19 protein-coding genes are annotated in these 23,545 nt (G+C 64.7%); 6 read left to right on the top strand and 13 right to left on the bottom strand.

The annotated features are described in order from the left end of the window. Positions 1-22 precede the first annotated feature (22 nt). From DFLDMN_RS14570 to DFLDMN_RS14580, 3 genes are all read right to left on the bottom strand, one after another. Positions 23-1,033, bottom strand: coding sequence for a Bug family tripartite tricarboxylate transporter substrate binding protein (locus DFLDMN_RS14570; RefSeq protein ID WP_423195634.1), 1,011 nt, complete (start codon positions 1,031-1,033; stop codon positions 23-25). A 75-nt stretch (positions 1,034-1,108) separates the two neighbouring features. Further along, positions 1,109-2,818, bottom strand: coding sequence for a hydantoinase B/oxoprolinase family protein (locus DFLDMN_RS14575; protein WP_423195635.1), 1,710 nt, complete (start codon positions 2,816-2,818; stop codon positions 1,109-1,111). 25 nt (positions 2,819-2,843) lie between these two features. Further along, the gene (locus tag DFLDMN_RS14580; protein WP_423195636.1) at positions 2,844-4,916 is read right to left on the bottom strand and encodes a hydantoinase/oxoprolinase family protein; all 2,073 of its coding nucleotides are present in this window, start codon (positions 4,914-4,916) and stop codon (positions 2,844-2,846) included. 144 nt (positions 4,917-5,060) lie between these two features. On the opposite strand from DFLDMN_RS14580, the gene DFLDMN_RS14585 reads away from it, so the two are divergent. Both DFLDMN_RS14585 and DFLDMN_RS14590 read left to right on the top strand, forming a co-directional pair. Continuing rightward, positions 5,061-6,092 carry a LysR family transcriptional regulator gene (locus DFLDMN_RS14585; RefSeq protein WP_423195637.1) on the top strand — a complete coding sequence of 344 codons (1,032 nt, stop codon included), beginning with the start codon at positions 5,061-5,063 and terminating at the stop codon, positions 6,090-6,092. A 91-nt stretch (positions 6,093-6,183) separates the two neighbouring features. Then, positions 6,184-7,665, top strand: coding sequence for an aldehyde dehydrogenase (locus tag DFLDMN_RS14590; protein WP_423195638.1), 1,482 nt, complete (start codon positions 6,184-6,186; stop codon positions 7,663-7,665). Between the two features lie 147 nt (positions 7,666-7,812). On the opposite strand, the gene DFLDMN_RS14595 is transcribed toward DFLDMN_RS14590, so the two are convergent. The 4 genes from DFLDMN_RS14595 to DFLDMN_RS14610 all read right to left on the bottom strand — a co-directional run bounded on the left by DFLDMN_RS14595 (position 7,813) and on the right by DFLDMN_RS14610 (position 11,282). Continuing rightward, complete coding sequence (locus DFLDMN_RS14595; RefSeq protein ID WP_423195639.1) at positions 7,813-8,130, bottom strand: NIPSNAP family protein; 318 nt, start codon at positions 8,128-8,130, stop codon at positions 7,813-7,815. Between the two features lie 32 nt (positions 8,131-8,162). After that, complete coding sequence (locus tag DFLDMN_RS14600) at positions 8,163-9,137, bottom strand: Bug family tripartite tricarboxylate transporter substrate binding protein (protein WP_423195640.1); 975 nt, start codon at positions 9,135-9,137, stop codon at positions 8,163-8,165. A gap of 150 nt (positions 9,138-9,287) precedes the next feature. Continuing rightward, complete coding sequence (locus DFLDMN_RS14605; protein WP_423195641.1) at positions 9,288-10,187, bottom strand: helix-turn-helix domain-containing protein; 900 nt, start codon at positions 10,185-10,187, stop codon at positions 9,288-9,290. Positions 10,188-10,244: 57 nt separating this feature from the next. After that, positions 10,245-11,282, bottom strand: a complete 1,038-nt coding sequence (locus DFLDMN_RS14610; protein ID WP_423195642.1) for a LysR substrate-binding domain-containing protein — start codon at positions 11,280-11,282, stop codon at positions 10,245-10,247. Between DFLDMN_RS14610 and DFLDMN_RS14615 the strand changes: the two genes are divergently transcribed. The 3 genes from DFLDMN_RS14615 (at position 11,230) to DFLDMN_RS14625 (ending at position 13,527) form a co-directional block, all read left to right on the top strand. After that, positions 11,230-11,979 (top strand): SDR family NAD(P)-dependent oxidoreductase, encoded by a 750-nt coding sequence (locus DFLDMN_RS14615; RefSeq protein WP_423195643.1) that lies wholly within the window; start codon positions 11,230-11,232, stop codon positions 11,977-11,979. The genes DFLDMN_RS14610 and DFLDMN_RS14615 overlap by 53 nt on opposite strands. A 232-nt stretch (positions 11,980-12,211) precedes the next feature. Then, a complete protein-coding gene (locus DFLDMN_RS14620) occupies positions 12,212-12,478 on the top strand; it encodes a DUF4148 domain-containing protein (protein WP_423195644.1) in 267 nt (88 codons plus the stop codon). A gap of 179 nt (positions 12,479-12,657) precedes the next feature. Next, positions 12,658-13,527 (top strand): alpha/beta fold hydrolase, encoded by an 870-nt coding sequence (locus DFLDMN_RS14625; protein ID WP_423195645.1) that lies wholly within the window; start codon positions 12,658-12,660, stop codon positions 13,525-13,527. Positions 13,528-13,561: 34 nt separating this feature from the next. Here the strand turns inward: DFLDMN_RS14625 and DFLDMN_RS14630 are convergent, their stop codons facing one another. The 6 genes from DFLDMN_RS14630 to DFLDMN_RS14655 all read right to left on the bottom strand — a co-directional run bounded on the left by DFLDMN_RS14630 (position 13,562) and on the right by DFLDMN_RS14655 (position 22,987). Next, entirely contained in the window at positions 13,562-15,055 is a 1,494-nt protein-coding gene (locus DFLDMN_RS14630; RefSeq protein ID WP_423195646.1) for a hypothetical protein, read from the bottom strand. A 262-nt stretch (positions 15,056-15,317) separates the two neighbouring features. Beyond that, positions 15,318-16,025, bottom strand: coding sequence for a hydrolase (locus DFLDMN_RS14635; RefSeq protein ID WP_423195647.1), 708 nt, complete (start codon positions 16,023-16,025; stop codon positions 15,318-15,320). A gap of 286 nt (positions 16,026-16,311) precedes the next feature. Further along, entirely contained in the window at positions 16,312-17,571 is a 1,260-nt protein-coding gene (locus DFLDMN_RS14640) for a Bcr/CflA family multidrug efflux MFS transporter (protein ID WP_423195648.1), read from the bottom strand. A 329-nt stretch (positions 17,572-17,900) separates the two neighbouring features. Continuing rightward, positions 17,901-20,228, bottom strand: a complete 2,328-nt coding sequence (locus DFLDMN_RS14645) for an FdhF/YdeP family oxidoreductase (RefSeq protein ID WP_423195649.1) — start codon at positions 20,226-20,228, stop codon at positions 17,901-17,903. A 379-nt stretch (positions 20,229-20,607) separates the two neighbouring features. Beyond that, a complete protein-coding gene (locus tag DFLDMN_RS14650) occupies positions 20,608-22,032 on the bottom strand; it encodes a PLP-dependent aminotransferase family protein (protein ID WP_423198424.1) in 1,425 nt (474 codons plus the stop codon). 274 nt (positions 22,033-22,306) lie between these two features. After that, on the bottom strand, positions 22,307-22,987 hold the full coding sequence (locus DFLDMN_RS14655; protein WP_423198425.1) for a type 1 glutamine amidotransferase domain-containing protein: 681 nt from the start codon (positions 22,985-22,987) through the stop codon (positions 22,307-22,309). A 197-nt stretch (positions 22,988-23,184) separates the two neighbouring features. Between DFLDMN_RS14655 and DFLDMN_RS14660 the strand changes: the two genes are divergently transcribed. Beyond that, on the top strand, positions 23,185-23,463 hold the full coding sequence (locus DFLDMN_RS14660; RefSeq protein ID WP_423195650.1) for a zf-TFIIB domain-containing protein: 279 nt from the start codon (positions 23,185-23,187) through the stop codon (positions 23,461-23,463). The last annotated feature ends 82 nt before the right edge of the window (positions 23,464-23,545 follow it).

Consider the following 23,545-nt stretch of genomic DNA (forward strand, 5'->3'; position numbering starts at 1 on the left):
ACGGGGTGCGGCATCGGATGCGCTAGTCGGCCAGCGGAATCCTGGCCTTCCGTACGAAGTCGCCCCAGTACTGCTTCTGCGCAACCAGCCAGGCGCGAAATTGGGCCGGAGACTGGCTGAACACTGGCACCAGGCCGGCGGCGCGCAGCTTGGCATCGTACTCGGGCTCCTGCGACATCTCCTTGATCGCCTGATTCAGCTTGTCCACGATCTCAGCGGGCGTATGCGGCGGCGCCGCGATGCCTAGCCACGCGATGGCTTCGAACCCCGGTATCGTTTCCGACAACGGCGGCACGTCAGGCAGCGTGGGGGAACGCTGCGGCGTGGTTACGCTCAACGCGCGCAGGCGCTCGCCCCGAATCTGGGCCAGCGGCGACGGCAGCGAGTCGATAAAGAACGTCACCTGACCACCCAGCACATCGGTGATGGCCGGCGCGGCTCCCTTGTAGGGGACGTGCAGCAGCTTGATGCCGGTGGACATCGCGAAGTATTCGCTGATCAGGTACGGCGCGCTGCCGATGCCGAACGACGCATACGAGATCTTGCCAGGCTCCCGGCGTGCCGCCGCCACGAGGTCGGCCACGGATTTGTATGGGCTCGCGGCGGACACCACCATCACATACGGGAACGATACGACCTGCGAGATCGGGGTGAAGTCGTCGATGGGGTCGAACGGCATGGACTTCTGCAGGTTCGGCGATACGGTATGGACGGTGGCCGACATCAGCAACAGGGTGTAGCCGTCGGCGGGCGCACGCGCCACCGACTGCGAGCCAATCTGCCCGGTCGCACCGGGACGGTTCTCCACGACCACGGATTGGCCCAGGCGGGCGCCAAGCCGCTCCGCCAGCAGGCGCGCCACCATGTCGACCGTGCCGGCCGCTGCCCAGGGCACGACCAGTTTGATCGGCCGGGAAGGGTAGCCGGACGGCGTACCGGACTGCGCGCCGGACTGTGCGCCGGCGGATGGCGCGACCGTGAGCAGCACCATGGCGGAAAGCGAGAGCAACCAACGTTCCATTTGTCGTTTCATGTCCGGCTCCTGACAACGAGAGGGGGATACAAGCACAAAGGCCGCCCGAGACACGAGGTCTGGCGGCCGTGTAGGTCATGACAGGCTGGTCTCCGGCTGGTAGCCGTACTTGTCGCGGGCATGTTCGGGCGATATCAGTCCGTTGCGCAAATCGTCTTCGATTGCCGCGCGTGAGCGCCGCCTCGGGTCCCCGTAGCCGCCTCCTCCGGGGATATGGCTGACGATGCGGTCACCCGCGCGCACGATGACCTGTCGTCCCGCATCTTCGCGCGTACCGCGGATCGAAAGGAATCCGCAGGGTGCATTGCCGCCGCCCAGCACACCTTCCGGCGGATAGATAAAGCGTCCGCCGCGAAAGCTCGCAAGCACGTCCCCCACAGGGCCGAGATCGTCCTCCAGCAAGCGCAGGACGTACTTCTGGCCCAGGCCACCGCGGAACATGCCAGGACCCGCGGAATCTTCCCAGAGCGCGCGTTCTTCCACGATCATCGGTACTTCGCTCTCGATGACCTCGGCCGGCGTATTGCCCACGTTGTAGGGGAAGGCCAGGCAGGACACCCCGTCCTTGCGGGCGCGCGCGCCGAGTCCGCCGCTGGAGACGTTGAACGGTGCAAAATCGGCCCCATCGCGGCGCTTCCCGAACATGTACTGGCCCCACATCGGCGTGGCTCCGGCGCCTGCGCATACGCGGTCCGGGGCGGCCTGTGCCACGGCGAGGTAAACCAGATCGGGCAGGAACGTCCCGATCGCGGTGCGGCCAAAGACCGGCGCGGGGAACGTGCAGTGCAGCACGCTGCCCTCGTCCGCCACCACGCGGATCGGACGCAGGGTGCCTTCGTTGACGGCGACCGGCAGGTTCAGCATGCATAGCACGCCAAACACGGTGTACGCGGCCGTATAGGACAAGGTGCAGTTGATGGCGGGTTTGACCTGCGGCGACGATCCGCTGTAGTCGACGGTAATCTCGTCGCCATCGATGGTCACCGCCGTACGGATGACGATGGTCTCCCCGCCCACGATGTCGATCTTCGCCTCATGCCGGAACGTCCCCTGGGTCAGCTTGCGGATTTCCTGCCGTGTCACCGCTTCGCTGCGCGTGACGATCTCGTCGGCCAGTCCGTCGAGGTCGGACCATCCCATCTCGTCGCAAATCTCGCGCATGCGTTGCCCGCCGACGTGGCAGGCGGACACCTGCGCGCCCAGATCGCCGATGACGGTTTCGTGGGAGCGCACATTGCGCTCGATAAACGCCAGCACATCGGTATTGATATCGCCGGCGCGATAAAACTTCAGCGGCGGAATGCGCAGGCCTTCCTCATAGTTGTCCCGGCTCTCGGTGGTGGCGCGCCGGCCGCCGATATCGACGTGGTGGCAGCACGTCACCACATAGCCGATGCAGATCGTGCCGCGGAAGACCGGAATCAGGATGCTGACATCGTTGTGATGTCCGCTGCCGGCCCAGGGGTCGTTGCCGATCAGTACGTCGCCCGGTGACAGCGTGGACGGCGGATGCTGCCGCAGAAAAGACTTCAGCATCGAACCGAGCGGGCCGCACAGTCCCGGCGTGCTGTCCGGCGTCTGTGCCAGCAGGCGCCCCTGTGAGTCGAAGATGGCGCAACCGTAGTCGCCGATATCGCGGACCACGGTCGAGAACGAGGTACGACGCAACGTCGAACCGAGCTCGCCGACGATCGACACCAGTCGTCGCCACAGCATTTCGAGCGTGACCGGATCGATATGGAAGCCGGCTTCCTGGCGGTCCGGCTGTGCATGATGCTGTTGCATACTGTTCTGCTGCATGGTTCCCCCTTCAGGCTGCAAGTTTGACGATCAAGCTGCCGTGCGCGTCCACGTGGGCACGCGCACCACTCGGGATGACCGTGGTGGACTCGTTCTCCTCGACGATGGCCGGCCCGGGAAAACTGACGTCGGGGGCGATCGCCATGCGGCGATGCACGTGAAACTCGGTCCACGCGCGCAGCTTGGGACAATACGCCCGGCGCGTGCCGATCTTGCCATCGCCGCTTGCGGCGGCGTCGGTGCCCGCGACTACCGGCACACGCCGGCTGGCGCTTGCGGTCATGCGGAAGTTCATGATTTCGAGCGGCAGATCGGTGAAGATGCGGCCGTACAGCTTCTGATACGTGCGTTCGAAGGCGGCGCGCATGGCGGCGATGGTCGCCTCATGATCGCCACGCTCCGGAAAGGTCGCGGTTACGTCGTAGCCCTGGCCGAGATAGCGCATGTCCACGCTGCATTCGAAAGTCACGTCTGCCGGGGCTACGGTGCGTGGCAGACGCTGCGTGCATTCGGCTCGCATGTCGCGATAGATCTCCGCCAGGCCATCTGCCGACAGTGTCGACAGCAGCGTGCGACGCGACCGTACGGCACCATACGTAATCGGCGCGACGATCATGCCGAACGCCGCCGCGACACCGGCGCGCGGGGGAATGAGCACGGTCTCGATGCCAAGCCGCGCGGCTAGGTCGCAGGCATGCACCGGGCCGGCCCCGCCAAAGCCGACCAGCGCGCAACTGCCGGGGTTCTCCCCCTTCTCGCTCACGTAGGCCTTGGCCGCGGAAGCCATGTTCTCGTTGACGATGGCGTGTACGCCGAACGCCGCCTCGTCGACCGAGATATGCAACGGCTCGGCCAGACGCGATGCGATGGCGTGTTCCGATGCCGCCTTGTCGAGCTTCATACGGCCGCCAAGGAAGTGTTCGGCGTCGAGGTAGCCGAGCAGCAGGTCGGCGTCGGACACCGTCGGCTCCGTGCCGCCCTGCCCGTAGCACGCGGGACCAGGGACCGCGGACGAGCTCTCGGGCCCCACCTGCAGCGTGCCGACCGCGGTCGGCCTGGCGATGCTGCCGCCGCCCGCACCGATCTCGATCAGGTCGACCACCGAGATCCGCACCGGAATGCCGCTGCCCGGCTTGAATCGATGGATATGTGCCACCTCGAAGTCGTTGGTGAGGATGGCCTTGCCTTGCTCGACCAGCGCGAGCTTGGCCGTGGTGCCGCCCATGTCGAAGGCCAGCACCTTGTCGAGCCGGGCCAGCCGCGCAAAATGCGCGGCGCCGAGCGTGCCGGCCGCCGGTCCGGATTCGATAATCTGCACCGGGAACTCACGCGCGAAATCCACCGAGTTGATGCCGCCGCTCGACTGCATCATCAATAGTTCGCCATCGAAGCGACGCGCCTCCAGCCGCTGTTGCAGCCGGGTCAGGTAGCGCGATGCCACCGGTTTGGCGTAGGCGTTGATGGTGGTGGTGGTGGTCCGCTCGTATTCCTTCATCTCGGGCAGCACCTCGCACGACAGGCTCACCGGACAACCCGGTGCCATCTCGCCGATGATCTCCCGCACACGCAGTTCATGGGCGGGATTGCGATACGAGTGGAGCAGGCAGACCGCGAACGATTCGCAGCCTTCCTCGAGCAGCTTGCCGACGGCAGCGCGCACGCTGTCCTCGTCGAGGGGCGTCAGGACCATGCCGGTGGCATGCATCCGCTCGCTGACCTCGGCGCGGAGATAGCGCGGGACGAGCGGTGTCGGAAAGTCGATCTGCAGATCGTAGGCATCGAAGCGCTTTTCGCGGCCGATCTCGAGCACGTCACGAAATCCCCTGGTGGTGATGAGCGCGGTCTTTGCGCCCTTGCGTTCGATCACAGCATTGATGACCAGTGTGGTGCCGTGCACCATCGCGTCGAGTCCACCATCGTGGGCACCGGTGCGGCTCGCCAGCTCGGCCACGCCTTGCTCGATGGCACGAGACGGATCGTCTGGTGTGGTCAGGGTCTTGTAGATCTCGACGGTGCCCCTCGCCTCGTCGATCTGCACAAAATCCGTGAAGGTCCCTCCGATATCGCTTCCCAAAGTCCTCACGTCTCGCTCCTTTGTGGTCGGATGAGGAAATCCTAAGGTTCACCCTGACGTTTAGGAATTCCCAAACGGCTAAAACCGGCGTTAACATTTTGTTCATACGCAGGCCGCGCCGGGCGGCACCGCGGGTCTCCGGGGAAGGGACTGATGGACAAGCTGAGGGCGATGCAGTTCTTTATTGCGGCCGCGCAGGGGCACAGCTTTACGCAGGCCGCACGGCAACTCAACGTCAGTGTTCCCGCCATCACGCGCATGATTGGCGAGCTGGAGCGCAGCCTCGGCGTCAGCCTCTTCGACCGCAGCGCGCAGGGCGTGGCGCTCACGGCCGATGGCGCGTCGTATCTGGAGGCCTGCACGCCGCTGCTCGAACGCCTGGCGCTTGCCGAGGAGGCGCTTCGTGGCGCCGCCAGCCGGCCGCATGGCACGCTGGTTGTCGGTGCGCCGCCGATCATTTCGCAGCACTGCATTCTTCCCGCACTGCAGGAATTTCACGCGCGCTACCCCGATATCCAGATCGATGTGCGGACCGTCGACCGGATCCACGCTCCGGAAGCAAGCGCCGCCGAGATCATGGTGCTTTATGGCTGGCCGCAGCAGCCTGGCATGGTGCAACGGCATCTGGCGGACACCCGCCTCCTGATCTGTGCATCGCCCGCCTACTGGGCCAGCCGCGGCATGCCGGAGTCCATTGCCGAGCTCAAACACCATGCCTGCCTGCTGTTCCGCGACCAGGAGGGCACAGTGATGGACTACTGGGAGCACGAGCGCAACGGTGTCAAGCAAGCCGTGGCGGTAGGCGGGTGGCTGATCAGCAGCCATCGCGACGTGGTGCTCGATGCGGCGATTGCCGGGATGGGCGTGGGCCGTTTCACGGATCTCACGATACGCGAGCCGCTGGCGAAAGGCCTGCTCGTGCCCGCGTTTGCGGGGTGGGAAACCACGCAGTCTCCGCCGATCCAGGTGATGTACCGTTCCAGTCAGAGGCGACTGCCGCGCATCCGCGCGTTTATCGAATTCCTCACCGAGCTGTTCGCCCGGCTCGAGTCGCAACGGCCCCCGGGGCTGGCAATCCATGTCGATGCGGAGCGGCCGCACTGGTATCGCCGACGGCATAGCCGTGCGTCGGCGACACCCACGACGACGACCGAGGCAAAGCCGGTGCGCGGTGGCAGCCGCTGAGTCCATGCGCTGGCTTCATGCGCAGATTGCGAAGACGCCGTTCGCCGCATGTCCTATATTCGAGTGTCACGGTACGCCCAAGACAGGTGACATGAGAACGCGAGACTTCAAGCTCTATATTGGCGGCGAGTGGGTGGCTGCCGATGAGAACAGGCATTTTGACTGTGTTAGCCCGGTGGATGGCAGTGTGTGGGCGGCGGCGCCGTACGCGAGCCTCGTGCAGGTCGACGCCGCCGTCCGGGCCGCCCGCGCCGCGTTCGAGTCGGGACCGTGGAGCATGGCGCTGCCGGCAAGGCGTGCGGAGCTGCTGCGCCGGCTCGCCGGCATGATCGAAGCCGGCGTGGACGAGCTGGCGGAAGCGCAGGTGCGGGAGAACGGCAAGCTGATCCGCGAGGTCCGTGGCCAGACGCTGGCTTTGGCCAAGTATTGCTACTACTACGCCGGGCTGGCGGAGACACTGCAAGGTGACTGTATTCCGCTGAGCGTGCCGGACATGTTGAACTATACGGTTCGCGAGCCGGTAGGCGTGGTCGCGGCGATTACGCCGTGGAACAGCCCGCTGTCCTTGCTGATGTGGAAGATGGCGCCGGCACTGGCTGCGGGCAATACGATGGTGGTCAAGCCGTCCGAGGTGACGCCGATTTCCACGCTGCTGCTGGCCGAGATGGTGGAGAAGGCCGGCTTTCCGGCCGGTGTCTTCAATGTGGTGACGGGGTGGGGCGATACCGGTGAGGCGCTGGTCAATCACAGTGGCATCGACAAGATCGCCTTCACGGGCTCCACCGCAGTGGGCAAGAAGATCGCCGAGAAGGCGGGCGCCAGGCTGGTCAGGACGACGCTGGAGCTGGGGGGCAAGTCTGCCAACATCGTGTTTCCGGATGTCGATATCGACGGGGCCGTGAACGGTGTGCTCGCCGGCATCTTCGCCGCCACGGGGCAGACCTGCCTCGCGGGTTCGCGCGCGCTGATTCACGAAGATATCTACGAGCGCTTTGCCGAGGCGCTGATCGAGAAGACGAAGCGGATCATCATCGGCGACCCACAGGATATGGCAACAGAGATGGGAACCGTCGCCTGCCGTCCGCAATTCGAGAAGGTGATGCGTTATATCGAACTTGCCAGGGAAGAAGGCGCCACCTTGCTGACCGGCGGCAAGAAGCCGGACTTTGCCAAGGAAGGCTCGCTCTTCGTGGAGCCGACCATCTTCGGCGACGTGGTCAACTCCATGCGCATCGCGCAGGAGGAAGTATTCGGCCCCGTGCTCTGCCTGATCAGGTTTCGCACCGCAGAAGACGCCGTTGCCATCGCCAACGACACCAGGTTCGGTCTTGCTGCCGGTGTCTGGACCCGCGATATCCGGCGCGCCCACCAGGTCGCGTCCCGCTTGCGGGCCGGTACCGTATGGATCAACACCTACCGCAAGACAAATTACGCCTCGCCGTTCGGCGGTTTCAAGGAAAGCGGCGTGGGCCGTGAGAACGGCATCGAAACGATGAAGGAGTACACCGAAGTGAAGAGCGTCTGGGTCAACTACGGCGATCCCATCAAGGACCCCTTCAACCCACGCGCCTGAAGCCGGCGGCACGGCTTGCCGCGCCGCCGGAGACCTCGCGCCGCTTGAACGCCGGTTGCGGTCGCAAGGCAAAAAGCCTGACCACCGCCGGGATCGTCAGGCGGGTTGGCATGGGCGTACCCCGGCTGGCGCTGATGGAACCGGCGATCAGGACTGGAAGAACGGTACCGGGATCATCAGCTTGTTTTCCTGGCTGACCAGATAGGCGGCATCGGCGCTCAGCTTCAGGTACTCGGCCCATGCGGGGTCCTTCTGCAACGCCTGGCGCCTGGCTTCCCGATCGGCAGCACTGTCGTAGACCCAGATATGCATGTAGCTGTTGACATTGCCGGTGTCGGTCTGCGCGTAGGCCAGCGGCTTGCCCAGGTGGCGACTCTGGATTGCGTAGCCGTGCTCGGCATACAGCGCCAGATGCTTCTTGATCGTGCCGGGGCGGCAGGTGTAGGTGCGAACGTCTAACAGCATGGTCTTTCCTTGAATGATGCGGGGATGCAAACTCAATCGACGGTGGCGCCGGACTGCTTGACCAGCACGGCCCAGCGCGACACCTCCTGATTGACATATTTCTGGAACGCAACCGCGTTGTCGCCGACCGGATCCGCACCGAGACCCTTGAGCCGCTCCTGTACCGCAGGATCGGCCACGCTCTGGACGATGGCCTGCGACAGCTTTTCCACCACCGCCGGAGGTGTGCCGGCCGGCGCGAACAGACCGAACCACGAGCGTGCGGACATGCCGGCAAACGGCGTTTCCGCGAACGCGGGCACGTCGGGCAGCGCGGCGTGGCGCGCGTTGCCGGTCACCGCGAGCGCGCGCAGCTTGCCGCCCTGGACCTGCGACAGGACTTCGGGCAGATTGGCAAACATCACCTGCACCTGGCCACCCATCAGGTCATTGATTGCCTGCGATCCGCCCTTGTAGGCCACATGCGTCATCTTGGCGCCGGTGAGCGTGCTGAACTGCTCGCCAGCCAGATGCGACGCCGTACCGGTACCGCCCGATGCATAGTTGACGCGCCCGGCGTTGGCCTTGGCGTAGGCCGCCAGTTCGCTGGCCGACCTGGCTGGCACCGATGGGTTCACCACCAGCAGCAACGGTACCGAGGCAAGATTCGACAGCCCCACGAAATCGCGCGTCAGGCTGTAGTCGAGCTTCTGGTACAGCGAGGCATTGATGGCATGGCTCGACGTCGCCATCAGCAGCGTGTAGCCGTCGGGCGCCGAGCGCGCGGCGGAGACGGCGCCAATATTGCCGTTGGCGCCCGCCTTGTTCTCCACCACGACGGACTGGCCGAGCCGGCTCGACATCGCCTGCGCGACGGTGCGCGCGATCACATCCGTCGCGCCGCCGGCGGCAAACGGGACGATGACGCGCAAGGGGCGATCGGGATAATCCGCCATGGCGTGGAAGGTGGTGGTGGCCAGTGCGATGGCCACGGCGAAGCTCCGCAACGGAGCGATGGCGCTGAACATGTCTGTCTCCTGTGCCGCTGGTTTTTATTGGATGCCAGGAGAAAAAAGCGCTCCGGCTCCTATGGGCGACACTCTACGCAGCCGCATGCCGGCAGCGTTAGGACGGATCAGACGATGGATTGGACTTTTCTGCGCGGACCTTCCCCCGCATCATTCCAGCGGCCGGCAATGCTTCTTGCGAAAGTCCCCGGGTGTCATGCCGGTCTGCTTCTTGAAGAAGCGCGCGAAGTAGGCGGGATCCTCGATATTGAGCCGAAACGCAATATCGGCGATGCCAATTTCGGTATTGCTGAGCCAGCGCTTGGCTTCGAGCACGACGCGCTCCTGCACCACCTGGCTGGCGGTGCGCGCCAGTGTGCGCTTGACCGCATCGTTCAACTGCCGTTCGCTCACGCCGAGCGCATCGGCGTACTGGCCAATCGCGTCAAAGCGCAGGTAATGCGTCTCCACCAGCATCGTAAAGCGCCGCGTCAGTGCCTGATGCGGGCCCACGCCACCGGCGGGCTCGTTGTCGGGACAGAGACGGCGCAGACGCGTCAGCAAGATCAGCAGGCACGCCTGGATGACATCCGGGAACCCGGCCTCCCGCTCGCGCGATTCACGCGCCATCTCGTCGAGCAACGGCAGCATGCTGTCATGCTGGGCTTGCGACAGATACAACGCGCTGTTGCCACGGGAGGGATGAAAGAATGGAAACTTGGCCACATCGTCGGCCCGCGGAAACATGCGCGCGAAGAAGTCGATGCTGAAGTTCAGCACATAACCGTGGGGCTTGACCGACGAAGTCCATGCATGGACCTGTCCGGGCGACAGAAAGAACACCGCATGGTCGCGCACCTCGAATTGCGCGAAGTCGAGCATATGCATCCCGCTCGCGCGTGTCATCCACAGCAGATGGTAGTAGTTGTGCCGATGCAGGAAGCCGCGCGGAATGTCGTCTCGGTCCTCGAGCCGCACGAGATCGAAGTAAAACGCCCCCTCGCCCGCGAAGTCCGAGGTCTCGAAGGTGGGGAATTCACCAGCGGCATGGGAGGGGATGGCGTCGGGCAAGCGCGGGGTTCCTCATGGTCTGGGTTGCGGTCACGAACGTCATGCTATCGTAAATCGTCACGGCCGCTTCCTGCCAATCTCCGCGATCACGAATTCCATCAGCACGCGTGCCCGGTTTGGGATGCGCCTGCCAAAGGCGTGCAACGCCTGGAGCGGAATCGGCTGCAAGGGGACGTCCGGCAGTACCACGCGCAGGCGGTCGGCATCGAGTTCGGCCTGCACGGCGGGGCGCATCATCTGCGCGATACCTGCGCCGTGGACGGCGGCGATACGCATGGCTTCGCCGCTGTCCGACGCGAATATGCCGGCCGGGGGCATAACGGGGCCGTCCGCAAACAGAATCGGTGTCGTCTTGCCGGCCAGCCGGTAGACGATATGGCGGTGTTGCGTCAGGTCGGCCGGCTGACGCGGTGTGCCATGCCTGGCCAGGTAGTCCGGCGCCGCCACGAGGGCCAGCGGTACCTCGGCAATCGGCCGCGCGTACAGGCCGGCGCTATCGACGTGGCCAGCCCGAAGCGCAACATCGAAGCCCTCCCTGACCAGATCGACGTGCTGGTCGCTAAGGCTGATATCGAGTTGCAGTCGTGGGTGCCGCGCCATCAGCTTCGAGATCAGCGCGGGCAGCAGCATGCGCCCGATATCCGTTGGCATGCTGACGCGCAGCGACCCGATCGCCGCCGACGGGGTGGAGAACACTTCGTTCGCTTCTTCCAGCCCGCGCACCAGCGGGGCGATCCTCTCGTGATACGCCTTGCCCTCGTCGGTCAATTCGAATGCGCGCGTGGAGCGGTGGATCAGCCTGGCGCCGACACGCGCTTCCAGCCGCGCGATGCTTTTCGATATGGCCGACGGGGTCGTACCGAGCAATTTGGCTGCCCCGGTGAACGAGCCTGCTTCCACGGCGCGGACAAAGGCGGACAATCCTGGCAGGCTTTCGGTGGTCATTGATGACAAAGTGGCACAAGTGATGCGGCCATTGTAGGACTGCCCATGGTCTTTCGTCGCGCGTAGATTCTGTGCATCGTCATCCCGGATGCACATCATGAGCACACTTGCAGGAAAAATCGCCGTCGTCACCGGCGGCAACAGCGGCATCGGCTTCGCCATCGCGCAGCGCTTTGTCGCGGAAGGCGCGCGCGTGCTGATCGTTGGCCGGCGCGCCGACGCGGTCGCAGCGGCGGTCGCGGCGTTGGGCGACGCCGCCCACGGCCTGGTCGGCGACCTCACCGACCTTGCCACGCACGATCGCGTGGCATCGACGATCGAAGATCGCTACGGGCGCGCCGACATCTACGTGGCGAGCGCGGGCATGAATATCATCACGCCCTCGGAACAGGTCCCGGTAGCCGACTACGACGTCCAGTTCGCGACCAATACGCGCGCGGTATTCTTCGGCGTCCAGAAGATCGCGCCACGGCTGCGTGATGGCGGGGCTATCGTGCTGATCAGCTCCATCGCCAGCGCCAAGGTGCTGGACGGGCACGCAGTGTACGCCGGCAGCAAGGCCGCGCTGGAGGCCTTTGCGCGGAGCTGGGCACTGGAGTTCAAGACGCGGGGTATCCGCGTCAATGTGATCAGCCCCGGGCCGGTGGATACCCCGATCCTCGGCAAGCTCGGTATCGCCGCGCACGAGCGGCCGGGCTTCGAGGCCGCCGTGGCGAGCGCGATTCCGCTCGGCCGGCTCGGCCAGCCGCAAGAAGTCGCCAACGCCGCACTGCTGCTTGCCAGCGATGCCGGCAGCTTTATCACGGGCGTCAATATGCCGGTCGATGGTGGCTTGACGCTGGCGTAAGCACCACGCGTCCGGGCCGCCTGCAGGGCTGGCGGCGTGCTCGAGTCTGCCCGCGCCGCGGCCTGGTCCGCCGCGTTTGTATGCCTTCGTATCAGGACCCCACCGCGATACGTCGCCTCACACCCGGGCCGGGCCGACGCTACGTGGGCGATACTTGCGTGCTCTTGAATACGTGTCATGGACGGGAGCGACGTGGTGCTCCCACTCTGTCAACTTCGATAGGAGCAATCTCATGACACGCCTTCAATACACCTCGTTTGCCGCAACCGCCGTGGTCTCCGGCCTGGTATGGGCACTCTCGGCGGCATTCCCCGCTGCCGCGCAGGCCGCGGACGTCCCGCATGCGTTGACACGCGCGGACGTGCGCGCGGATCTGGAAGCATGGCAACGCGCGGGCCTGGCCGACGACTTTCGCCGCAATGCCGGGCCCGACTTCAATAGCCCGGACTTTCAGAAGCGGCTGGATGCATACCGCGCGACGCGCATGGGCGCGCGGTAGCGCAGACCGGGGCGGACGAGCGCCGACGAGGGCGTGGGTCGGGCGACGACGGGCGGCGCAAGCCACGCCGCGCGGACTCGGCTCGTGCCATTTGCCCACATGCGGGCAATTCCGATCAGCGTGCCACTTCGCATCTGCCAATCTCTCCTCTCGATCCGGATCGCATTCAAGAGGACCTAATGCAGGCAAGACTTAACGAAACAGAGATCTTTTTCGACATCGACGGCGAGGGATTGCGCGCCGTGCGCGGCAAGCTGGTGGCGAAGCCCGTCATCGTCGTTCTTCATGGCGGCCTGGGTTTCGACCACGGATATCTCAAGCCCGGCATGTCGGCACTGCGCGAGCATGCGCAATTGCTGTATGTGGACCTGCGAGGGCAGGGACGGTCGGGGCGTCCTCCGCTGGAGACATGCACGCTAGCGCAAATGGCCGACGACGTTGCCGCACTGTGCGCGCATCTGGGGATCACGAACGTTCACGTGTTTGGCCACTCTGCCGGTGGCTTTGTGGCGATGCATATGGCCTTGCGGCATCCGCGCCTGGTGCGGAGCCTGCTGCTGTGCGCGAGTTCGCCGACCGTGCAGCCGATTACCGACGACACGGGTGACCCAGCGCCCTCGCTGGCATCGCGCGCATCTCCCGAGCTGTTGGCGGTGGCGGGCCGGGTGTTCGGTGGCGATATCACGGAAGACAGCGTCGAAGCGTTCTTCCGTGAAGTCGGCCCGTACTACGCGGCGCCTGAGCACATGAACATCCCGCGCGAACTGATGCCGCTCAGCATTCCGTCGATCGAGATGATGCGGCATTTCATGACGGTCATCGCCCCGGACTACGATCTCCGTCCGATGCTCGGCAAGATCACCACGCCAACGCTGGTAATGGTGGGCAAGCATGACTGGGTATGCCCGCCGCGCGCCAGCCGCGCAATCGCACGGGGCATACCGGGTGCGGTCTTGCTCGAATTCGAAGGGGCGGGCCACTTTCTGTTTTCGGAAGTCCCCGGCCCGTTCCTTGAGGCCGTGGCCGGCTTTCTTGAGCCATTCATCTGAGTGCAGGGCAGGCCGGGCTCCGTGCGGTGCGCCGTCATGTCTGCACCAGCGTCAACGTGCATTGTCCACCGCAGGGAGGGGCGGCGAGAGCCGGAGCGGCATCCCATCCGACCACAATGCTGCCCAGATGCTGGCCCCCGGTGCCGGTGCCATGCTCTGCCGTGGCGAGGGTGTCGTGGCCCGCGGGTACGGAGCCAGGTGCGCCAGCCCATGCCGGCGCATGGCGCCAGCCGGCGGCGGCGTGGCTGGCCACTCCTTGCGCCGTCGGATGGGAAGTATTGCGCGTGCCATGGGCGTTGTTCGGGCCGAATGAGTAAATCAGGCGGCAATAGCCGCCGGGCCCGATGACGGAAGCAGGAACGTGTGTGTGGCGGTGCAGCGTGGCGCCGTGATGGGGCGCCACGATTGCCACCGGTGTGGCCTGCATGAGATTGCGATCGATGAATGAATAGTCGCAGTCTCCGGTCAGCAGCCAGCTCCGTCCGCCGGGACTGGCCTTGTTCTCGACGGCCATCACGATGCCCGAGTTGTTACGACACGACCCGTGCCCCACCGCCAGGCGCAGATCGATGTCTGGCCCGAGCGGCGCACTGGCGATGGTGCCTGCCGCAAGCTTGAGAACCGCGAATGTTCCCCCGTGAGCGATGACGTCGCAGGCAAAGGCGAGGTGCAGGGGTCCGACTTCCTGCAAGGGCGCGACCCAGTTCATCCGCAGGGCGGGATAGCTGCCGGACCTGGTGATATACGCGCCGGCCCAATGGTCGGCATCCCAGTGCGAAAGCACGATGGGTGGGGTATTGGTAAAGCAGAACTCAAGATGCGCGGGGGTCGTGTGTCGGTTTCGGTAAACCCCCGCACCCAGATCGAAGTAAAGGGTTGGTCTGTCGCTCAGCAGGGCGTTGGCATTGCCCTGGCCCACATCGTATGCGGCAAGCCGATCCGCAATACCCCTGGCGAGCAATACTTCCAGATCGTGAATCGACATGGCCGGCAAATGCTCCGGCGAGAAACTTGCGCTGAGGTTGCGGGCAATGCTGGGGTCGGGCAGGCTTCCCTTTACATGGATGGAAACGGGATTGGCAAAGAGCGAATCGTAGAGCGCCGCCTCTTGTGCGCCCGGCATATCGGCGTTGACGCGCAGCAGTTCAATCCATGGCCACTCGAGTCTGGCAAGCCCGCTGCCTGGCCTGCCGGTATCCTCATAGGTTGGCTCGTGGATGCCAAACACGTCGCGCCGGGCCGACTGCTCCACCTCGATCCGGTACAGCGGCGCATGTTCCAACGGGCTCTGCGGCGGGGTCTCCTGGAGAGCCTGTCTCCAGGCCGATGCCAATTGATCCGTGTCCGTGGCCTGGAAGGCAGGATTGCCTCGTCGCATTTCACCATCCAGCCAATCGGCGTCTACCGCATCGAATGCCAGTAGCACGGTCATGGCGTCGGGCGCCAATTCGACATGGTCGAGGCGCGCATACATCCGCTCCGGGAGTGTTTCCGACCGAGGCGCCTCGCGTAGCAAGTGGGCATTCATGTTCGACTCCCGGCGAGATCCTTCCGGGGTTGGGCGCTGCCAGGCATGGTCAGGCGCCGACGCGTGCCGACGCGCGCCGGCCATGCCGCCGCTATCGACACTTTCCCGAGCCTTACGTGCAAGCATCAACGATAGTGCAGCGCACCGCATTGGCAGTGACATTCTGCCAATGACTGTGCGCTGCCGAACATTCCGACGATCGCTCGCCCGCCATGCCCATCCGTGGTGCCCAGCCGAGTGACGGCGGGCACCGAGCGTCGGCTTAGTGCTCGATCACCGGCGCATGAACCGGCGCGATCGACGGGTGGGCGCCCTGGGTGCGCTGGGCGGCCTTGTGCACCATGGTGTAGGCGTAGTCGATGCCCATGCCGTAGGCGCCCGAGTGCTCCTTGGCCAGGCCGGTCACGGCGTCGTACGTGTCCTTGTTCTTCCAGTCGCGTTGCCATTCCAGCAGCACCTGCTGCCAGGTGACCGGCACCACGCCAGCCTGGATCATGCGCTGCATGGCGTAGTCGTGCGCTTCCTTGGTGGTGCCGCCCGAGGCGTCGGCCACCATGTAGATCTCGTAATCGCCTTCGAGCATGGCGCTCAGCGCGAAGGTCGTGTTGCAGACCTCGGTCCACAGGCCGGCCACGACGATCTTCCTGCGGCCGTTGGCCTTGAGCGCGTCGCGCACCTTCTGGTCGTCCCACGAATTCATCGAGGTACGTTCGAGCGTCTCCTTGCCGGGGAACACGTCGAGCAGTTCGGGATAGGTGTAGCCGGAGAACGACTCGCTTTCCACGGTAGTGATGGTGGTGGGCACATCGAAGATCCTGGCCGCCTTGGCCAGGCCCACCACGTTGTTCTTCATGGTCTGGCGGTCCATCGACTGCACGCCGAAGGCCATCTGCGGCTGGTGGTCGATGATGATCAGCTGGCTGTTGCGCGGGGTCAGGACTTGCAGCTTGGCATTGTTGGCGTTCGACATGGGGGCTCTCCAGAAAGATGATTCAATAAGTTTGAGGTCTTATGGGGCGGCGCGGGCTTCGCTTGCCGACTTGCCTGGCGGCTTCCTCTTCCGCCTGACTGGCTGCTGGCCGCGTATCGCGCTGTCCATGTGCAGAACTATAGCGGTCGCCCGGCGAACGGAAGAAGGCTATCGCTGTCATAGTTATTCAAATTTATTGAATATGCCTTCGACGTGGAAGATGTGGGAAGCGGGCAAAAAAAGCCGCCGGGCAGGCCGGCGGCTCCGATGTCGATGCGCAGCGCTGCTATTCCGCCGCGGCGGCGCAGGCCAGGCGCACGCGGCGCTTGTGCAGACGGGTCGAGATCTGCGAGGTCACCAGGCTGCCCACGCCGCATACGCCCATGATCCAGGCCATCGTCCACGGCGTGCCATCCGCGCACCAACCCACCATCGCGGCGCTCAGGATGCCGCTGCCATAGTGCATGGCGCCAACCAGCGAGGACGCCGCGCCGGCCTTGTGCGGAAACGAGGAAAGCGCGCCGGCCACCGAATTGGCCACGATAAAGCCGTTCATGGACATATAGAAGAACAGCGGAACCACCAGCCCGGCTAGTCCGCCCCAGCCGAACCTGGCATTCACCGCGACCGTCACCCCCGAAATTGCCAACACCCACGTCCCGAAATGGAACAGGCGCTCGCTGCCGATCTTGCGCAGCAGGCGTGCATTGGTGAAGTTGGCCGCCATCATGCCGATGATGTTGACGCCGAACAGCAGCCCGTAGGCTTGCGGCGAGACGTGGTAGTAATCGATATACGCGAACGGCGTGCCGATCACGAAGGTATAGATGCCGCCATAGAAGAAGCCGCCGGCCAGCGCATACCCGACCAGGCGTGCATCCTGGAACAGCGACACGTAATCCGCCAGGACGTAGCGCATGGATGTGGTCACACGGCGCGCCGGCGGTAGCGTCTCGGGCAGATAGCGCAATGCCACGATGGTGAGCCCCCCGACGATGGCCAGCGTCCAGAAAATGCCGCGCCAGTTCCAGAAGCCCATGATCTGGCCGCCCAGCAGGGGGCCGAAGAGCGGCGCCACCCCCATGATGAGGAACAGCGTGGACAGCATGCGTGCGGCTTCCTCGCGCGCATAGAGGTCGCGCACCATGGCGCGCCCCAGCACCGGGCCGGTGCATGCGCCGAGGGCCTGCAGCGCGCGCCAGCCCATCATCTCCCAGACGGAGCCCGAGATCGCGCAGCCAACCGATCCGATCATGAACAGCACCAGCCCGAGCGCAATCGGCAGACGACGGCCGCGCCGGTCGGAAACCGGTCCCCACAGCAGTTGTCCGGCGCTAAAGCCCACCAGGAACGCCGACAGGGTCAGCTCGATGCTTGCTCCGGTGGCATGCAGCTCGCGGCTGATGGTCGGCAGCGCGGGCAGATAGACATCGGTCGAAATCGACCCGAACGACATCAACGCGCTGAGAATCAGCATCAGGCGCACGCTGACGCCGGGGCGCTCGCCCATCTCCGGCAGGGCGGGCGCAGCCGAGGGCGGCGGCATCGGGGGGAACGCTGTGGACGAAGGGAACGAAGGGGACGAAGGAGATGGAGGGGACGAGGGTGACGAGGGTGACGACATGGGGGCAGGCCTGGAGTGGGGCGCGCTCTGCGGCGCGCCTGTGCCGGGGCGAACCCGTTGCTCGCCCACGCCTCTCCGATTACCGGAAGGGCATTTTCCGCACCCTCGGATGCTACCGGGTTTGCCCGAGGAGATTAAGCCCCTGTTGTTGCATGCACTATTGAAATTCGGCGCTCAATGTGTCTATGTCCGATATCGCCGCATCGTCGTTGCGCCTCCCCCCGCGCTACAGGTCACCGTCGCTTGCAATCTCACGCAACTGCGGCCCCCTGCGTCCGCGACAGGCTCAGCAACACCGGTACCGACTTTGCCGTCGGCGTGCCGCAACCATCCCCGGTGCTTTCCAGCGGCACCAGCGGGTTGGTTTCCGGGTAATACGTGCCGATGCAACCCGGCGGAATGTCGTACGGCACCAGCCGGAAATCCTCGACGCGGCGTTCGATGCCGTCGCCCCAGACACTGGTGATATCCACGTGCTGGCCCGCCTTGAAGCCCAGCCGATCGAGGTCTGCCGGGCTGATAAAGACCACGCGGCGCAGGCCGAACACGCCGCGATAGCGATCGTTGAGCCCGTAGATCGTCGTGTTGTACTGGTCGTGCGAGCGCGTGGTCATCATCACCAGCAGGCGCTCGCCATGCTCGGCACGCGCGCGGCGGATCGGCGTGTCCTTGTCGATGGCGTGGACGATGAACTCCGCCTTGCCCGATGGCGTAGCCCAGATGCGATCGCGCGCGGGCGGCGTGAGATGAAAGCCGCCGGGTACGGCAATGCGCGCGTTGTAGTCCTCAAAACCTGGAATTACTTTCTCGATGGCATTGCGGATGCGCGCATAGTCCTGCGCATACCAGAGCCAGTCGATAGTCTTGCTGCCAAGCGTAGCGTCGGCCACGCGCGCCACGATGGCGATCTCGGAGAGCAGGTGCGGCGACGCCGGCTGGTTCATGCCGTACGAGATATGCACCATGCAGACCGAGTCCTCGACTGTCACGCCTTGCGCCACGCCGTTCTGCATATCGATCTCGGTACGACCCAGCGTGGGCAGGATCAATGCATCGCGACCATGAACGAGGTGGCTGCGGTTGAGCTTGGTGGCGATATGCACGGTAAGGTTGCACTGGCGCATCGCGGCGTGCGTGCGCGGCGTGTCGGGCGTCGCGGTAGAGAAGTTGCCGCCCAGGCCGACGAAGACCTTGACCTTGCCCGCCAGCATTGCCGCGATGGTATCGACCACGTCATAACCGTGCTCGCGTGGCGGCGCAAAGCCGAAGGCAGCCTGCAGGCGGTCGAGGAACTCCGGCTCGGGTTTCTCCTCGATGCCGACGGTGCGGTCGCCCTGCACGTTCGAATGACCGCGCACCGGCAGCAGGCCCGCACCAGGCCGGCCGATATTGCCGCGCATCATCATCAGGTTGGACAGGATCTGAATGGTCGGCACCGAGTTCTTATGCTGCGTCAGCCCCATGCCCCAGCACGCGATCACATTCTTGCCGCGTGCATAGACGGCCGCCAGCGCGTCGATGTCCTCGCGCGTGGTGCCCGACTCCGCCACGATGTCGGGCCAGCTCTCCGCACGCAGGTCGGCGACGAAAGCGTCGAAGCCGTTGGTATGCATGCGCACGAACTCGTCGTCGATCAGCGCCGGCTCGCCACGCGCACGCGCGGCATCGTCCATTTCCACCAGCCGCTTGGCCATGCCCTTGATCAGTGCGAAGTCGCCACCGAGTCTCGGCTGCACAAACATCGAGGCGATCCGGGTACTGCTGCCCGTGATCATCTCGGATGCATGCTGCGGGCTCGTAAAACGCTCCATGCCACGCTCGCGTAGCGGATTGATCGACACGATGGTCGCGCCACGCCGCGCGCACTCGCGCAGCTCGCCGAGCATGCGCGGATGGTTGGTGGCGGCGTTGTGGCCAAAGATCAGGATGGTGTCGGCGTGTTCGAAGTCGTCGAGCACCACGGTCGCCTTGCCGACGCCTACCGTCACCGGCAGTCCGCGGCTGGTGGCCTCGTGGCACATGTTCGAGCAGTCGGGAAAGTTGTTGGTGCCGTACGCCCGCACAAACAGCTGGTACAGGAACGCGGCCTCGTTGCTGGCGCGCCCCGACGTATAGAACGCTGCCTGATGCGGATGGTCGAGCGCACGCAGATGGCGCGCAATCAGCGCGAAGGCTTCTTTCCAGTCGACCGCCACATAGCGGTCCGCCACCGCGTCATAGACCATCGGATGCGTCAGGCGGCCGTGCTGTTCGAGCTCGAAGTCGGTCTGCTCGAGCAGCGAGGTAACGGTATGCGCGGCGAAGAATTCCGGCGTCACGCGCTTGCTGGTGGCTTCGGCCGCTACGGCCTTGACGCCGTTCTCGCAGAACTCGAAGGTCGATCCGTGCTCGCGGTCCGGCCACGCACAGCCTGGGCAATCGAAGCCGTCGGGCTGGTTCTGCCGGAACAGCGTGACATACTTGCCACCGGCCACCTTTTCCTTCACCAGGTTGATGGCGACATACTTCAGCGCGCCCCAGCCAGCGGCCGGGTGGGTGTAGGGGGCGACGTATCCCTCTTCGGGGTTCGGCTTGCTCATGGCGTTCATTCCTCTGGTCTCGCCTTCCACTGCGAAGGCAACGGTGCAAGCGTAGGAGGGCCGCGCCCGAAGCGGTGGATACAACAGACCGGACGCGCAAAGGACACAGTGGACGTAGCTCGCGACGTCAGTGGCGCAGGTGAGCTGTATTGCACGACGAAGTGAACGTCTGTATTCCACGGCGCTTGCGATAACGCCTACAGTGCACATGTCACGATCGCGGCCAGAGTCAGGACGCTTCCATCCCTCTACTCACCCCGGTACTGACGTGGCACTGGTGTCCGGAGCTAGCCGGGGTGAAACGCGTATCGGCATTTGCTGCACGCTGCGGCTCCGGACACTTTTTTTGTACCGATACGGATGCGCGGACCCCGCAGGCTCAGTGGCGAGGACGCGTGGCGGCGTCTGCCAACTGGCCAAGGGTTTGCATGGCGCGATCGATCTCGCCCGTCCATTCGCCGCTGAAGTTCAGCCGTACGAAGCAACGATAGCGATGATCGGTGCCGAACAGCTTGCCCGGTGCAACGGTAATGCCGCAGGCAAGCGCCCGGCGATAGAGCGCCAGCGAATCGGCCCCTTCGGGCAACTCGACCCACAGCAGATAGCCGCCGGTCGGTGTGTGCGCGCGCGTGCCGTCGGGAAAGAAGCGACGTACCGCAGCCTCCATGATGCTGGCGTTCTGTGCGATACGCCGACGCAGGCGCCGCAGATGATGGTCGTAGCCATCGTTGCGCAGGTACTCGGCCAGTGCGAGCTGCACGCTCGGCGGCGTGGTAATGGCGCTGAGGAATTTGAGCTTTTCCACCTGCTGGCGAAACCGTCCCGGCAGTGCCCAGCCGATCCGATGACGATGCGTCAGGCAGCGCGAGAAGGATCCGCAGTGCAGGACCATGCCACGCGTGTCGTACGTCTTTAGCGAGGTAGGATGCTGGCTGCCGGTATGGAGCTCGCTGTATTCGTCATTTTCGATGACGGGAATGCCGCGCGAAGTGAGTAACGCCACAAGCTCGCGCTTCTTGTCCTCGGGCATCTGCCGGCCGAGCGGATTGGAGAAATTGGCCGTCAGCAGGCAGGCGGCAACCGGCTCGCTTGCCATCGTGAGCGTCAGGGCGGCCATATCGATGCTGCCCGACGCGTCGCAGGGCACCTCGATGGCCCGCATGCCAAGGTGAAGAATGGTTTCCAGCATGCCGTAGTGGCACGGCGATTCCACTACCACCGCGTCGCCGGCACGCGCCACCGCCTGCAGGCACAGGCGGATCGCTTCCGTGGCGCCGCACGTCACGATGAATTCGTCGGGATCGGCATACTGGCCGCGCTCCACATACCGCCGTGCCAGCTGACGGATCAGCGCGGGGTGGCCGGGCGGCAGTCCGTCGAGCATGGCGCTGTTGCCGCAGCGGCGCGCCTGCACCGCGACGTATTGCGCAATGCGTTGCGATGGCAACAGCGCGGTGTCCGGATAGGGCGAGCCGAGCGGCAGCGCGTTGTCATGCTGGATGGCGCGCAGGGTGCCGAGGACCAGTTGCGTGAGATCGATGTCCGCATCGTCATCCGCGCCGGTCGTGGCATGAGACGTCGACACCGCTGGAATCTCCAGACGCGGTCGCACGAAGAATCCTGACTGCGGACGGCTTTCGATAATGCCGCGCGACTCCAGCAGCAGATATGCGCGGACCACGGTATTGACGCTGATGCGGTGCTGCTGGCTGGCCTGGCGTACCGATGGAATGCGCTCGCCGGCGCGAAAGATGCCTTGCTCCACGGACCGCTCGATGGCATCGGCCAGACGGTGATAGAGCATGCCGGAGGTATCGGCGTCGAGGTTTCCCGCGTAGACGGGTTGCGCGGTATCGAGCGTGGTCGCGATCATGAGTAAGCTCCCGAGAGACCGCGATATGCCTGGCTCGGCGGCGCGGTAACGTTGCGATGCGTACGAATGCTGCGTATGGCTGGTGTACTGCATCGCCACTGTAGGGAGCCGGGGCGGACAATTTCCGATCAAAAAGATGACAGATCTGTCATCGAAGCCGGTCCAGGCGCATCGGTGCGCCATGAACCGGCCATGATGTCTGCGTCTACGTCCTGAATCGCTTGAGCAGGGCGCGGGCCGTATCGGCCGACGAGCCCGGGTTTTGTCCCGTGATCAGCAGGCCGTCTTCCACCACATGGGACTGCCAGTCGGGTCCGCTCGAATACTTGGCGCCGTTCTGCTTGAGCACGTCCTCGACCAGATAGGGCACCACTTCCACCAGTTGCACTGCCGCTTCCTCGCTATTGGAAAAGCCGGTGACAGACTTGCCCTCTACCAGCGGGTTGCCATTCGCCGACTTGGCAAAGCGGAGCGCGCCGGGGGCATGGCAGACCATCGCGAGCGGCTTGTGGTTGGCAATGGTGCGTTCCAGCAGTCCGATGGACTCGGCATCGTTGGTCAGGTCCCAGAGCGGGCCATGGCCGCCGGGGTAGAACACCGCGTCGAAGCTGTCGTGGGCCACCTCCTTGAGCGGCCGCGTCGCGGCCAGATGCGCCCTGGCCTCGGCGTCCGCCTCGAAGCGTCTGGTATCTGCGGTCTGGAAGTCGGGTTCGTTGCTCTTGGGATCGAGCGGCGGCTGGCCGCCCTTGGGCGATGCGAGCACGATTTCGGCGCCGGCGTCCTTGAAGACGTAATACGGTGCGGCCAGCTCCTCGAGCCAGAAGCCGGTCTTCTTGCCCGTATTGCCCAGCGTGTCATGCGAAGTCAACACCATCAGAATTTTCATCATTCACCTCATGGAAGCGACTCAGGGGGCATCTGCCGCTGAAGAAACTGTGAGATGCCTCGGACGAGTGTAGGCGCTCGCCATGCCATCGCCGTGGCGACGGTTCAACATTACATTTAGGTCAGAAACAGCTATGACAAATGCCGCGCCCATAGAATGGGTCCGTCGCAACGCTGAATGCCACGGAGGCCATGCCCATGAAATGTCCTGTTTGCCCGGATGCCGTGTTGACCCTTGCCGACCGCCAAGGCATCGAGATCGACTATTGCCCGCAATGTCGCGGCGTCTGGCTCGATCGCGGCGAGCTGGACAAACTGCTGCAACGCGCGCTCGACACTTCGTTCGACAAATCGCCGCGCGCGGCGCGTGAAGGCCACGAGTCGTCGGATTATCGTTATCAGCAGCAGAACCGGCGCGATCATGGCTACGGCCACGCCAGGCGGCGCAAGTCGTGGCTCGAAGAGATCTTCGACTGACCTTCGGCCGGGCGTCGGGCCGACCTCGCGCGATGTAACAGTCCATCACGCCACACCAGGCCCGACCAGCGGGTTTGCTACA

Source organism: Cupriavidus sp. H19C3 (genome assembly GCF_049393815.1).
GTDB lineage: Bacteria > Pseudomonadota > Gammaproteobacteria > Burkholderiales > Burkholderiaceae > Cupriavidus.